The sequence below is a fragment of the Muricauda sp. SCSIO 65647 genome (assembly GCF_021534965.1).
GTDB lineage: Bacteria > Bacteroidota > Bacteroidia > Flavobacteriales > Flavobacteriaceae > Flagellimonas_A.
This window is the reverse complement of sequence record NZ_CP091037.1, coordinates 1,372,587-1,385,127: the sequence shown is the minus strand read 5'-3', so window position 1 is coordinate 1,385,127 and position 12,541 is coordinate 1,372,587. Positions and strand designations below refer to the sequence as shown.

General features: G+C 46.2%; 10 protein-coding genes. All 10 read right to left on the bottom strand.

Going from position 1 to position 12,541, the window contains the following annotated elements; genetic code table 11:
* Nucleotides 1-55: 55 nt before the first annotated feature.
* Genes L0P89_RS06115 through L0P89_RS06070 form a run of 10 tightly spaced genes read right to left on the bottom strand, consistent with a single transcriptional unit; the run spans nucleotide 56 to nucleotide 12,538 of the window.
* On the bottom strand, nucleotides 56-1,231 hold the full coding sequence (locus tag L0P89_RS06115) for an alpha-hydroxy acid oxidase (RefSeq protein ID WP_235267525.1): 1,176 nt from the start codon (nucleotides 1,229-1,231) through the stop codon (nucleotides 56-58).
* Nucleotides 1,232-1,235: 4 nt separating this feature from the next.
* A complete protein-coding gene (locus L0P89_RS06110; protein ID WP_235267524.1) occupies nucleotides 1,236-1,565 on the bottom strand; it encodes an L-rhamnose mutarotase in 330 nt (109 codons plus the stop codon).
* 14 nt (nucleotides 1,566-1,579) lie between these two features.
* The gene (gene fucP / locus L0P89_RS06105) at nucleotides 1,580-2,878 is read right to left on the bottom strand and encodes an L-fucose:H+ symporter permease (protein ID WP_235267523.1); all 1,299 of its coding nucleotides are present in this window, start codon (nucleotides 2,876-2,878) and stop codon (nucleotides 1,580-1,582) included.
* 4 nt (nucleotides 2,879-2,882) lie between these two features.
* Nucleotides 2,883-3,677 carry an SDR family oxidoreductase gene (locus L0P89_RS06100; RefSeq protein WP_235267522.1) on the bottom strand — a complete coding sequence of 265 codons (795 nt, stop codon included), beginning with the start codon at nucleotides 3,675-3,677 and terminating at the stop codon, nucleotides 2,883-2,885.
* 4 nt (nucleotides 3,678-3,681) lie between these two features.
* On the bottom strand, nucleotides 3,682-5,766 hold the full coding sequence (locus L0P89_RS06095; protein ID WP_235267521.1) for an alpha-L-fucosidase: 2,085 nt from the start codon (nucleotides 5,764-5,766) through the stop codon (nucleotides 3,682-3,684).
* A complete protein-coding gene (locus L0P89_RS06090; RefSeq protein ID WP_235267520.1) occupies nucleotides 5,763-7,919 on the bottom strand; it encodes a glycoside hydrolase family 36 N-terminal domain-containing protein in 2,157 nt (718 codons plus the stop codon). Before L0P89_RS06090 ends, L0P89_RS06095 begins: the two co-directional genes overlap by 4 nt.
* On the bottom strand, nucleotides 7,909-9,411 hold the full coding sequence (locus L0P89_RS06085; RefSeq protein WP_235267519.1) for a sulfatase: 1,503 nt from the start codon (nucleotides 9,409-9,411) through the stop codon (nucleotides 7,909-7,911). The genes L0P89_RS06090 and L0P89_RS06085 overlap by 11 nt, the downstream gene beginning before the upstream one ends.
* Before the next feature lie 46 nt (nucleotides 9,412-9,457).
* Nucleotides 9,458-10,819: an alpha-L-fucosidase gene (locus L0P89_RS06080; RefSeq protein WP_235267518.1), complete on the bottom strand. Its 1,362-nt coding sequence runs from the start codon at nucleotides 10,817-10,819 to the stop codon at nucleotides 9,458-9,460.
* Nucleotides 10,820-10,841: 22 nt separating this feature from the next.
* Entirely contained in the window at nucleotides 10,842-11,681 is an 840-nt protein-coding gene (locus tag L0P89_RS06075; RefSeq protein ID WP_235267517.1) for an amidohydrolase family protein, read from the bottom strand.
* Nucleotides 11,678-12,538, bottom strand: coding sequence for a fumarylacetoacetate hydrolase family protein (locus tag L0P89_RS06070; protein ID WP_235267516.1), 861 nt, complete (start codon nucleotides 12,536-12,538; stop codon nucleotides 11,678-11,680). Before L0P89_RS06070 ends, L0P89_RS06075 begins: the two co-directional genes overlap by 4 nt.
* Nucleotides 12,539-12,541: the final 3 nt, after the last annotated feature.

The window sequence follows — 12,541 nt, the reverse complement described above, 5'->3', positions numbered from 1 at the left end:
AAGAAATTGCGGGCCAAGTTTCATGGAAACATATTGAAGGGTCTTGGCAAACTTTTCATTTACCTTGATCATCAACTTTTCTGAAGGTTGGAAATTCGTGTATCTCCCCACAGCCAATCTGTTCCATTACCTGCTTTAATTGTGTTTTGAGCAATGAAATGGTATGCTCGCCCCCTAATTTTCCCAATGCGGCCACTCCGTACATGAAGGCCCGCCCCAAAAAGGTGAATTGTGCACCACTGCCCAGGGTTCGGGCAATGTCTGGGCCTGAACGTAGGCCACTGTCCATCATCACGGTAATCTTGTCCCCATGGTTTTTGGCGATTCGGGTGAGGGGCTTGATGGCCGATTCACCGGCATCTAACTGACGGCCACCGTGGTTAGAAACGATGATGCCGTCGAGACCCAGTTGAACGGCTTTTTCGGTATCGTGTTCGGTGACTACGCCCTTGAGTACCAATTTACCTTTCCAAAGGTCACGAATAGGAGCTATTTTGTCGACATCCATACGCTTGCTGAAGGTTTGGTCCATAAAAAGCCCCAGCTGTTTTAAATTGAGATTTTTTGACATATAGGGCTTAAGCACTTCGAAACCGGGTTGGCCATGTTTCAAGGTTTCAAACGCCCATCGAGGTTTGCCAAAGATTTGCAATAGGTTCGAAAGAGTCATTTTTGGGGGCATTGAAAGGCCGTTCCTTATTTCCTTTGGACGGAATCCGAAAGTAGGGGTATCACATAACAGCACCAGTACCGGACAACCCGCTGCTTCGGCCCTTCGAATCAAGTCATTGCGCAGTTCTTCTTCCGTAGGATGATACAATTGAAACCATGCCCTGCCCTCGGTCAGTTCACCGATACGCTCAATACTTGAGGTGGTCACCGTGCTCAACACAAAGGGAATGTTGTGCCGGTAAGCTGCCTTGGCCAAGATTTCGGCAGCATTGGGCCACATCAACCCTTGTAGGCCCACTGGGGCAATGCCAAAGGGGGCATCATAAGTATGCCCAAAAAGTTCGGTCTTTAGATTGGCACCTTTATAGCTATTTAAATAGCTCGGCACCAACTCCACTTCCCTGATCTCTCGGGTGTTTTTATGTAGGTTGATTTCTTCGTTGCAGCCTCCATCTATATATTCAAAGGCAAATCTGGGTATCTGCTTTTGTGCCTTTGTTCGTAGGTCATCGACCGAAGGGTATCGTGAATCGAACACTATTTCTTTTTGGTTGCGCATGGTTTTAAAGCTCGAAAATCTTTTTCATCAACAGCCATTTTTCACCGGGTTTGGCGGTGGGCAGGGCTTGTTGGTACTGCCACATCAAGGTTTCCCACTCTCGAACTTTAGGATTTTTAGAATCTATCGATCGCTTTCGTTCAAAAGAAAAGGTGTCATCGACCTCCATGATCATGAACAGGCGGTTTTCGATTCGATGAATTTCCATTCCTACGATTCCGGTGTCCCTGATGCTTTTAATGATTTCGGGCCACACACTTTTGTGATGGGCCTCATATTCCTCAATTTTTTCTTCGTCGTTGACCAGATCCAATGCCCAGCAATACCTTTTCATGTTTTTCATCTTGTTCAATACCGAAATTTTTTGAAGACACTAAATCCGAACCAAGCGATATAGACAAAACAGCACAATGGCAAGACAAATGAAAAATTAACTTCGGGAACCCCCACCAACAGTACATCATCTACACCATTGCCGCCCAAGTCAATTATCATACCCTGTAATTTGGGCATCAATGCTCCACCCACTATGGCCATCACAAGGCCTGCCGCGCCGAGTTTGGCCTCGTCTTCGTTCAAACCGTTCAGGGAGATGCCGTATATGGTCGGAAACATCAGTGACATGAAGAACGATATGCCCACCAAACTGTAAAGCCCGGGATGTCCATTGCCAAAAATGGTTCCCAAAACACAAACACCGGCCAACAGGGCAAACCACATCAACAGTTTCCCCGGGTCGATAAATCGCAATAAATAGGTGCCGATGGCCCTTCCTGCCAAAAACAGTACAAAGGCTGCAAATTGATAATTGGCCGCTATGTCACTGGGCATATCAATGGCTTCTGCATATTGGTATATATAGGTCCAGCACATGATCTGTGCTCCCACATAGAATATCTGGGCCACTACCCCGAACACATATTTGGGTTTTTGTCTGAGCGCTTTGACGGTTTCACCAAAAGGCGGAATTTTACCGTCACCCTTGGCTTGGGGCATTTTGTTGACCAAGATCAAAACAAAAACGGCCAATATCACCAATCCCAATACCACATATGGGTCACGTATGACCATAAGGTCAGAAGTGCGTATCATGGCTTTTTTTGCCATATCCAGGGCAAAATAATCAGTGATGTCGTCAGACTGTAGTTTTTTGAGCACGAATTGTTGTGCCACGAGCAAGCCGAGCAGCAGCCCGATGGGATTAAAGACTTGGGCAAGGTTCAGGCGTTGCGTGGCCGTTTCCTTAGCGCCCATCGCCAAGATATACGGATTTGCGGTGGTCTCTAAAAAGGCCAGTCCGAACGTTAGAATATAGAGTCCTAGACAGAAAAACCAGAATTGTTCGGTAATGGCAGCTGGGTAGAACAACAAGGCACCGGCCGCATATAGTGCCAACCCGATCAAGACCCCGACCTTGTACGAATATTTTCTTACGAACAAGGCAGCGGGCAGGGCCATACAAAAATAGCCGCCATAAAATGCCATCTGTACCCAGGCAGCCTGTGAATTTGAAAGTTCCAAAACCTTTTTGAAGGCCTGTACCATAGGGTCTGTGACCGCATTGGCAAAGCCCCAAAGTGCAAAAAGGGTAGTGATTAGAATAAACGGGAACAGGACTTCTTTTGATACAACTTTTGGTCTGGTCATAGTATCAACTTTTTGATGGTTGCAGTGCCCTGTCGAGATGGGTATAGCCCCCATCAACATAAATGAGCTGTCCCGTGGTATGGCTCGATTTTGGCGATAGTAAAAAAGCTACGGTGTTCGCGATTTCTTCGGTTGTGGTCATTCGGTTTTCCAATGGAATTTTATTTTCGATTTCATTTAGTTTTTCCTGTGGATGGTCAAAAGTCTTGACCCATCGTTCGTACAAGGGGGTATAACATTCGGCAACGATGACCGCATTGACCCGTATCGAATAGGGAAGCAGTTCAACGGCCCATTCACGGGTGAGTGCGTTTCTGGCACCATTGGCCGCGGCATAGCCCGAAGTGCCCCCTTGCCCCGTTACAGCGGTCTTTGAACCTATGTTTACGATACTGCCCTTACTTTTTTTCAGTTCGGGCAGGGCATGGTGCGCCATCACATAATAATGCCCGACATTGCGCTCAACCGAGCGTTTAAATGCTTGATAGTTTCCTTGCTCAAGGCCCACACCGTCATTGACCCCTGCGTTGTTGACCAATCCGTCGATTTTGCCATATTCTTGAATCGTTTTTTCAATGGCGGCCCTACATTGGTCAGGGTCGGTCAGTTCGGCAAGGGCGAAGAAGGCTTTGCCCCCTTTTGTTTTGATTGCCTCGACAGCGTTCAACACATCCTTTTCTTTGCGACCGATGACAACAGGAATGGCATCTTCGTCAGCCAGCACATGGCAAATGCCATTGCCGATCCCTTTATCCCCGCCGGTAACCAGAATTACCTTGTCTTTAAGTCCTAGATCCATATATTCAATTTGCGGTCAACACTCCAATTTCAGCGAATGATACACGTGGATCGGTACCATTTGTTCTCAAGGCACGTAGTTTGATGTATCGGCCCTTGGTTCTATTAAAAGTAATCTTTTGTTCGATTCTATTATTGGCGATGTTACCGAACTCGCCGGTAGCGACCGATTTCCAGTCTTTGTTGTCAATGCTCACCAAAAACTCATAGTGGGTAATGATGCCGAACGGATAACGTTCTTGGTTGGGCCAATAGGTAAAACCCTTCAATTCATGTGCTTGGCCTAGGTCTATGGTGACTTCCCTTTTTTTGGTAGCCCAAAATGTGTTGGGGTCTTCATCCATAAGATGTTCCACAATAGTATCGTTTTCTTTGGTCGCTGATACCACGTTCCAATCTTTTTTGGGAATGTCAAAATAACCACTTGCAATGGAGGTTTGCTTGCCATTGACAGGATTGACGGCCAGCGCCTTTATCGTAACGGGCATTGGGGCCATGAAAGGCTGTTGGTATTTTTTTGAGGACGGGGTAGGGGGGTTTCCATCCAAGGTATAGTGGATATCGACTTTTTCATCGGGCACTGAGAGCGATACCATTCCCTCTCGGTTTCTTGAGATCGTGGGTTCGACCAATAAGTTGGGGGCATGGTACAACTCAAGGTTCGATAGCGTGATCGGGCCTTTTGATTCGATGATGTCGACCTTTATCTTGGAAGTCTTCGTGGTGTTAAATCGCAGAATGCGCTTATACCCTATGGTCGTTTGTTCGTGTAGCGTCTTCCAATCGCCATCCACTTCGGCGGCAACCGCAAATCTTTTTACCCGTTGCCCCAGGGGAATGTACTCTTGCAGCAAGATGCGGTTTACTTCGGTAGGTTCATTGAATTTGAGGGTAATGGATGCCGAGGTTATATCATCATCAGTGGCCCAATAGGTGTCTTTGTTGCCATCGATGGCCTTTTCGGCATTATAGCTTTTACTGTTGCCCCGTACATCTGAGGCCTGGATTTGTTGGCTTTGTGCCAGCTCGTGGGCAAAATCGCGATCGATCTGTTTTTTAAGGGCCACCAATTGTTCGACATCCTTTTCATGAACAAGTCCTCGGGCATCAACGGGCAGGTTCAACAAGAAATTTCCGTTTCTTCCTATTGATTCGTAGTAGGTGCGTACCAGTCTTGGCAATGATTTTACCTGGTGGTCTTCTCGGGGATGGTAATACCAACCGGGCCGTATTGAGGTATTTACCTCTGCGGGCAACCAATGGGTGCCATTTTCATGCCCTGAACGCAATTCTACGTACCGAGGCCAACCGGGATGGATCTCATCTCTTCTCATGATGCTCCAGTTTGTCTCATTGGCCCAGCCTTCTTCATTGCCGACCCAGCGAATATCGGGGCCACCATCGCTGAATATTACCGCATTGGGCTGTAGTTCGCGAACCATGGCGGTGGTCTTTTCCCATTCGTAATAGGTTTTGTTATCGATTTTACGGGTCTCGTTGGCACCCCCATAAAAACCTGACCCGCCATTGGCTCCATCGAACCATACTTCGAACAGTTCACCGTAGTCGGTCAATAGTTCTCGAAGCTGTTCATGAAAGATTTTCACGTATTCGGGGTTTCCGTAGTGTTCGTTGTTACGGTCCCATGGTGAGAGATAGAGCCCCAATTTCAATCCGTGTTCATCACACGCTTCCCTCAATTCTTGTACTACATCACCCTTGCCGTTTTTCCAAGGGGAATTTTTTACAGAATGTTCGGTGGTCTCGGTGGGCCACAGACAGAACCCATCATGGTGCTTGGCCGTGAGAATGATACCTTTCATGCCGGCTTCCTTTGCTACTTTTGCCCATTGACGGGTATCTAATTGGGTAGGATTGAACTGGCTTGGTGATTCAGCACCTGTGCCCCATTCCGTATCGGTAAAGGTGTTCATATTGAAGTGCACAAAGGCGTAATACTGCAGTTCATGCCATGCAAGCTGTCGCTCAGAGGGCAGCGGGCCAACGGGCTCTGGGGGCGCTACTTTGCCACAAGACGAAAAAGCCAACAGTATCGCTATGGCGCCGTACCAAATATTCTTTCTTTTCATTTCAACAAATACCAGGTATAATGGTTTGGGGTTATTTCGATTTCTAAGGTTGTGTAAAAATTACGATTGATGGAATAGGTCTTTTCAGTACTGCCTTCTTGCGAAATGTTCACCGTATTCGTAAGACCTGTATAGTACATGGGGATTTCTATGGTTTCTTTTATGGGTTCATCCGTCGGATTGAAAAGCATGAGAAATCCTTTTTCTTCAAGATGGGGGCTCACATGCATGAATCCGTCCCATGACCTTCCGTCAGGCCTTCTGAGATGTATGATGTCAGCATTTAAAATTTCTCGGTATTTCTTGTAATGATTAATCTGGTCGATTACCAGTTTTTTGGTCTTTTCAGTATCGTAGAGTCTCGGCCCGCGATAGCATGCCTGCACGCCCGAGCCGTAGTTTTGTGCCATATGGGCCTCATATGCATCAAGATGTTCTTCAAGGGGTTCTAGGGTGGCGGCGGCGCCTCCCCCGTGATACTCTGTCAGTGGTACGAATGTCCAGGCCATCGATGGGGCTTTTTCCCAAGTACCGTCATAAATATTCTGTCGGCCGAGAACGATCTGTTGGTCACGGGGCAATGACCAATTTACTTCTCGATAGCCAATGCCACATTTGTTCGACCCCTCTAGAAAATAGAAATCGGGGGCATTGAGGTAAATGCCCTCTTGGCGAAGCCAGTTATAAAAATCTTTGGTCATGTTCCATTGCACCCATTGAGAGTCTTCATATCCCTTATGGTATTTGTGCGAAGTCGAGGCACAGTGATCGCCGGGGTATGGCCCATCATGTTCCAATAGGTCAAAACCGGTCTCTTTTAGAAAGTACTTCAACTTTTCTAAATAACTCTTTCCCCATTCGCTGGCCAAACAAGGGGCATTTCCAAATTTGGTGCCGCCTGGCTTGCCTGTTTCTATATTGATCACATCTATGGTCTCATCAATGCTTCTGCTCGAAAAAAGTGAATACCCACCGAGTTCGATCCCTTTTGTATGGGCGTAGTCAGCGAGGCGTTTGAATTTTTGAATGTTTACGGCCGTGGTGTCTTCCATGTTCAAGCCACTGCCGAAGCTTAAAATGACCATCTCATAACCTGTTTCAACACACTGGTCGATGGCCGATAGCACCTTTTCGTCATCTGTGGTGGTCAGGTGCATGAAAATGGGGTTTTCAGTGATCCATGGAGCCAATGTTCGGTACATCTTGCGTTGCGCTAGCGAATTACGTTCCCTATCTGCCGTGTTGCCCAAAAGCAGTTCATAGGTTTTGAACGATTCGAACACCCCATCTGGTGTCACATCAATTTCAGGGCCAACGGGCAATTTGCTTACCAGCAGACAGGGCGTTTCCATTTTCCAATTTACCTGTGAGGTGTATTCTGGGTCGGACTCCCAAAAGGTAGTGACCGATGATTCACCTGCTGTGAACCCACCAAAGGCATAGTTGCTCTCAACATGCATGTTGGGCCGTCTCCAATGATGGGGGGTTTCGACCGGATTTTCAGTTTCGGGGAAGGCCAATAGCTCGCTTTTAAAGCGGTTCAGGGTTATCGTATTCGGGCCGTTGTTCATTACGGTAATCCATTTGGTGATCAAGGGCAGCCCATCAAAGATTTCATAATGCACATTGACGGTGACCCCGTTGAGCGCTGGATCTGAATGTTCAAAAGTCAATACGAGCTCTTTGCCTTTAGCATGTTCTTCTTCGGCCGTATGATAACGTTTGCTATTGTTCCATTTTAAGTTTGGTGATATGGTTTTGATTTCATGTGATATGTATTGAAAATCATTTGGTCTGGCCTTGAGTTTTGCCAACCATTCATTTTTTAGATACCCATGTTCTTTTAGGCCATGGAGCCCTCCAACGGCATAGGTGCTATCGTTGATGGTTACTTCGGCCTCTGGCTTGATACTGCGTAGCATGGTTTCTTCTGAAACTAGATTTTTGTATTCGACAGTAGCAGCGTTTGGGTGAAGCTGTATTTTTCGAAGAACCAATCCGTTGGTCAGAATTAGATTGCCGTCTTCTTTTTTAATTTCGGCGGTATAGCCGCTTGGATCGATCAACCAGTCTTTTTGATCGTTTTGCGAAAATGAAAAACTGATGGCGAAACTGCTGAAGAACAGAAAAATGAAAAGGGGTTTAGATGTCATCGTTTATAATTTCATTGGGCCAGGGTACTTTTTTTCCCGTTTTTTTGTGGCTTGGCATTTGAGCGTTAACCGCTTTTAGATGATTGCTCAATATGATGGCGAGCTCATTTGCTTTTTCAGGTCTTTGGTCGGCCAAGTTTTCTGTCTCACCGATATCATTTGTGATATTGTATAGTTCTATTTTCTGATCTTCATGAAAATAGATAAGCTTAAAATCACTCAACCGCACCGCGCTATGGGCACCGATGCCCGGCCCATTTGGTCCCCATTCATTTGGGTAGTGCCAAAATAGGGGGCGCTGATCTTTTGAAGGATGTCCTTTTAAAACGGACACAAAGCTCTGGCCATCGATCTTTTGCACTGTGCGGGCATTGGTGATATTGGCCATTTCTACAAGGGTAGGAAAAAAGTCTTCGATAATGATTTGGTGGTCGGTGATCGATGAGGGTTTTGTTACGCCCGGCCATTTGACCAACATGGGCTCTCTGATGCCACCCTCATAAATAGATCCCTTGCCACTGGCCAAAGGTTTATTGTGGGTATGGGGTTCGCCACCGCGTGCAACGGCGCTCAGGCCACCATTGTCAGACATGAAGAGGATGACGGTGTTGTCGGCCAACTTTTTTTCCTCTAGATAATCCATGATATCACCTAAGCTTTTGTCCATACCCTCTATCATGGAAGCATATTTTGCTTCGGTCGAATCTAGATTCTTATTCAGGTATTTTTGCAAAAATCTTTTGTCGCCCATAATGGGGGTATGTACGGCATAGTGCGACATATAGAGAAAAAAGGGTTTTCGCCCGGCCACGGAATCTAAATGGGTCAAGGCTTCACGGGTCAGGGCCTCTGTGAGATATATATCGTTGCCATGGTATTTTTCAAGTCTGGGTACGGCCCACACCGCTTTACCTTTTTTACCGTTACCAAAATTTTCCATACCGAGATAGCTCTCTGGCGCACCGGCCGCATGGCCGGCAATGTTCACATTAAAACCTAGGTTCAAGGGGTTTTCGCCCGGTGTGCCGATTGCACCGAAATGGGCCTTTCCGGTATGAATGGTAAAATAGCCTGCGGTTTGCAAGAGTTTTGGAAGCGGTGTAGCGTGAACGGCCTTAGGGTCGCCGGCCACAGGGCTCATACCATTGACATTCCATTCTGGAAAGCGTAGTGTCAGATGATTTTTTTCCATTGGCTGGAGCGCATCTTTACGTAGTGTCCAATTGGTGACTCGGTGGTGTGCGGCGTTCATGCCGGTCATCAGACTGATACGGGTGGGTGAACATACCGGCGTGGCATAGGCTTGGGTAAATTTCATGCCTTCTGCGGCAAGGCGCTCCATATTTGGGGTATGGTAACGGTCATTGAAAGGGGTCTTTTGGTTCCAGAAAGGCACCGAGGTATCTTGCCATCCCATGTCATCGACCAGAAAAAGCACAATATTGGGGCGATCTATTGTCTTTTTCTCTTGCGTTTGACAGCTTAGAAACAAGATGCAGCTACTTAAAATCCAATATTTTTGAGCTAAGGATCGCATGTTAATTGCTCTCTATTACGGCTCCATCTTCACGATAAAGATCTACCTCATCGTTCAACAATAGGGCAAGCACCGTCATCTGCTTGTCCAATACATGTTCGGGTACCTGAATATAGGTAATGCCAGGGTAATGGCTCCAATAGACCTTGCCCACCACTTCATGTGATAATTTGGTGCCTTCGCCGACTACCCAGATACGATTGATTTTGTTCTTCAATCCTCGAACCACGATTTCTCCCTTAGGATCGCCCTTGACAAAAAGATACAGTATTTTTCGGTTTTTTGACAGTGTGGTAGGACCATAAAAATGCTCTTTGGGGATGCCCGCAACAGTACCATAAATTGCTTCTTTGTGTTTGCTGGTCCATTTGCCCAGCTCTTCCAATATGTTGACTTGCTCTTCAGGTATTGAGCCGTCGGCTTTCGGGCCAATGTCAAGCAATAAGTTTCCTCCGTTCGAAATGACATCCGCGAAAATTCCGATAATTTGATCTGTGGTCTTGTAATCGTGATCGTTTTTTTGATACCCCCATGAATTGTTCATCGTCATGCACAATTCCCAATACTTATCCTTTGGCCGGGTGATGGGCATGCCCTGTTCGGGAGTCGAATAGTCGCCGTATCCTTGAAGCCTTGAATTGAGAATGGTCTTTGGATTGTTGTCCAATAACAACTGGCGAACCTTTGGTGCCTGCCATTCTTCTGAAGTGTGCTCCCAATCACCATCGAACCACCATAGATCGGGATTGTAATTTTCGGAAAGTTCCTTTAATTGTCCTTGATAATAGTTGAGAAAAGTGTTCCATCGTTGGGGCCGGTCTTCAATTTTATATCGGATGGAATCTCTGGTAAAATGGGTATAATCAGTATACGACCAATCGGGAAGCGAAAAGTAAATGCCCACTTTTAGATTGTTTCTTCGCAAGGCCTTGACAAAAGGAGTGATCACGTCACGCTTGGCGGCAGCGCTTTTAACGGCGTTCAAATCACCGAATTGGGTATTCCACAGCGCAAAACCATCATGGTGCTTGGCGGTGATGACCGAGTATTTGGCACCGCTCTTTTTGATAAGATCGGCCCATGCCGACGGGTCATAATTTTTTGCAGAGAAACCTCTTGTCTGCTTTAGGTAGTCGTCGTGCGAGATGTAACCATTGTAGAACGACCAAGACTCATCGATGCCATTGACCGCATATAGGCCCCAATGGATAAAAACACCCAGCTTGGCATCTTTGAACCATTGCATTTTTGACTCTGCAAGGTCTTTTTCTTGTTTGCCCGGATCTTGCGATAGGGCGGTCAATCCACACAAAAACCAGCATAAGAACATTAGGTGTTTTCGGATGTATCTCTGGCTTTTCATTACAAAACAAGCATTAGGTTATTTATGGTGTTTCGGTCAAGTTATAAAATGATATGGCGTTCAACCCTATGATTTTGTCTTGTGCTTCTTTCGGAAATCTCGACACATATTTCAACACTATTGACAATACTTCATGGTATTTGCCAGACAGCAGGCATACGGGCCAATCAGAGCCAAATACGATCCTGTCAATGTCAAAAGAGTCAAAGACTACGTCAAGGTAAGGATAAAAGTCACGTACACGCCATTTGCCCCAAGATGTCTCGGTAACCAGACCTGAAACTTTGCAAAATACATTTTTGCGTTTGCCCAATTCTTTCATGTAGTGGGCCCAATATTTTTCGACAACACCATTTATTTTGGGTTTGGCCATATGGTCAATGATGAATCGTTGTTTCGGAAATTTTTTGACCAATTCGAGTGCAGTGGGCAATTGTCGGGGGTAAATCAAGATATCGTATGTCAAACCGTATTTGGCGAGCTGTGAAATGCCATTTCGAAAATCGGGCCTTAGCATATAATAATCATCGGGCTCGTCTTGTACGATATGTCGAAGCCCTTTGAGAAACGGATTTTTAGAATACTTCTCCAAAGCTGTTTCAATATCATCGGCACATAGATCCAACCAGCCGACCACGCCTTTGATGAACGGGTGTTCTTCGGCACATTTCAGCAAAAAATCGGTCTCTTCTTCTGATTGTTCGGCCTGTACTGCCACACAACCATCAATTTGGTTGTACTTGAGTATTTTGGCCAAGTTGCACGGCATGAAATCTTTTCGGATGGCTTTCATGGATGAGCTGATCCATGAATGTGCTTTTGGGTCGTATGTCCAAAAATGTTGGTGGGCGTCGATTCTCATTTTTCCCCAAAGGCTTTGATATGTTGTTTTGAGCTTCCAAGCCCATCGATGCCCAATTCGACCACATCGCCCGGTCTCAAGTAACGGGGAGGGTTTAGGCCGAGGCCAACACCAAAAGGGGTTCCCGTTGATATAATGTCACCGGGCAGCAGTGTCATGAACTGACTTATATAACTGACCAGTTTCGGAATACCGAACACAAAATCTGAAGTGTTGCTATGCTGCATGGTCTCTCCGTTCACTTTCAGCCATAGGTCTAGACTATGCGGGTCTTTGACTTCATCTTTGGTGACCAAATAGGGGCCTAAGGGCGCAAAGGTGTCACAACTTTTTCCCTTTACCCATTGGCCTTCACGTTCCAATTGAAATGTACGCTCACTGTAATCATTGTGCAGCACATAACCGGCAACGTGTTTCATCGCGGTTTTCTCATCAACGTAGTTGGTTTTTTTGCCCATGACAATGGCCAGTTCGACTTCCCAATCGGTTTTTTGACTTTCTTTAGGAATGATCACATCATCGTTTGGCCCTACAATGGCCGAAGTGGCCTTGAAGAACAATACGGGCTCTTTGGGGATGGCCATGCCACTTTCGCTGGCATGCTTGGCGTAGTTCAGCCCCACGCAGACTATTTTTGAAGGCCTCCTTATTGGGGGTCCCAAGCGTACACTGTTTTCGATTACAGGACACTTTTCCGTATTTTTGCCCAACCAGCTTCTCAGCTTTGAAATACCATCACTTGCGAAAAAAAGTTCATCATAATCGTGAGTAAAGTCTGAAACATCCACTCGCTTGCCATTTGAAAGCAGCACCCCTGGCTTTTCTTTTCCTATTGTTCCGAACCGTATCAGTTTCATTCG

Bases quoted from the DNA above. Each gene is read 5' to 3' on its own strand.
- L0P89_RS06115 (WP_235267525.1), bottom strand. From the start codon at position 1,231: ATGCGCAACCAAAAAGAAATAGTGTTCGATTCACGATACCCTTCGGTC.
- L0P89_RS06110 (WP_235267524.1), bottom strand. From the start codon at position 1,565: ATGAAAAGGTATTGCTGGGCATTGGATCTGGTCAACGACGAAGAAAAA.
- fucP (WP_235267523.1), bottom strand. From the start codon at position 2,878: ATGACCAGACCAAAAGTTGTATCAAAAGAAGTCCTGTTCCCGTTTATT.
- L0P89_RS06100 (WP_235267522.1), bottom strand. From the start codon at position 3,677: ATGGATCTAGGACTTAAAGACAAGGTAATTCTGGTTACCGGCGGGGAT.
- L0P89_RS06095 (WP_235267521.1), bottom strand. From the start codon at position 5,766: ATGAAAAGAAAGAATATTTGGTACGGCGCCATAGCGATACTGTTGGCT.
- L0P89_RS06090 (WP_235267520.1), bottom strand. From the start codon at position 7,919: ATGACATCTAAACCCCTTTTCATTTTTCTGTTCTTCAGCAGTTTCGCC.
- L0P89_RS06080 (WP_235267518.1), bottom strand. From the start codon at position 10,819: ATGAAAAGCCAGAGATACATCCGAAAACACCTAATGTTCTTATGCTGG.
- L0P89_RS06075 (WP_235267517.1), bottom strand. From the start codon at position 11,681: ATGAGAATCGACGCCCACCAACATTTTTGGACATACGACCCAAAAGCA.
- L0P89_RS06070 (WP_235267516.1), bottom strand. From the start codon at position 12,538: ATGAAACTGATACGGTTCGGAACAATAGGAAAAGAAAAGCCAGGGGTG.